The 1,177-nt window shown below is 62.9% G+C and carries 1 protein-coding gene; it reads right to left on the bottom strand.

The window, feature by feature from the left end; genetic code table 11:
- On the bottom strand, positions 1-1,177 hold a 1,177-nt coding region (locus tag IEY70_RS20815), incomplete at both ends, for a transposase (protein WP_189066937.1).

Raw genomic sequence — 1,177 nt, 5'->3', positions numbered from 1 at the left:
AGCAATTCTCATCCGTGGGCTCCACAGCCAAGATGCTCAAAATCCGCTCCACGAAAAACTCGTTGTAGGCGCGGCGTTTCTCGTCCTCCATGCTGAAGACCAGCGGGCCTGCCCGCTGGTCCTGCAACTGACTCAGCCGGGCTGCCGACACCGCCAACAGGGCCATGTTCCAATGGAAGTGCAGGGACTCCACCTGCCTGGACTGACACTCGCTCAGCCCGGCAAATTGCTTCCCGTCGCGGAACGGGAACTCCATCGAGAAGCGAGCCCGGTAGAGCCTGATGATGGTTGCTACCGTCATGGTTGTGGAGGTGCTGAACAGCACCTCCACGCGCGGTCGACCTGCACCCGGCCAGACCAGTGCCACCACGCGGACCGGCCGTTTCAGACTCACCGAGTACGCAACCACCGTGTACACCATGCACTCGTCCGCCCACGGCAACGCTTCCCAGCGCGTGAAATCACGCAGACTGACTTTGCCGTCGTACAGCCTGGGTCGGCCGGGCTTCCCCGTGCGGGGTCCGGTGAACAGATGCTTGAGGTTGGCATCCCGTCGCATCTTGCCGACGAAGGGCAGTTGCCCTTCGTCCACCACGCGTGAAACGAACTTCAGCTTGGTGTAGTACGCGTCTGCGACGACCGCCTGGAGTTGCGACCGCAGGGTGTCTGGGAGCTGCACAATGGTGTTCAGCGTGACGGTGGCATAGAAGTCAACGCGGGTCTCCCCGTCAGGTACGGTCGCCGGGGTCTGCGTGATGGAGAGAGGAACAGGTTGATGTGTGATCGGATCGATCCAGGTCACGCAGGTGCCTTCCAGACCCCGCACGGATCGACCCTGTGTGCCGCACCAGTACGAGGCGAGCTCTGGGGTGTGCTGGCCGTGTTTCGGGATGAACACGGCATCGACACCCAGGATGCCGGCGTGACTGAGGATCTGCTGGTCTTGCGCCTGCAAGACCAGCGCGCTGTTGAGGGGGACCCAGGGCACTGGTTTCTGTGCCCAGGAACGGTGGGTGCGCTCAGAGGTCGGTGCGTAGCGGGCCAGATTGGTGAAGGTGTGCCTGCCGGGGATGACCAGCCAGAGGGTGAGTAGGAGACGGAGGTACGCTTGCTGGGTTCGGCGCAGGCCTGCACGGTGGAGTGCAGCGGTTAGAATCTGGTCGGGAGTCGTCCGTTG

Source organism: Deinococcus seoulensis, assembly GCF_014648115.1.
GTDB lineage: Bacteria > Deinococcota > Deinococci > Deinococcales > Deinococcaceae > Deinococcus > Deinococcus seoulensis.
This window is presented reverse-complemented; position numbering and strand designations above follow the sequence as displayed.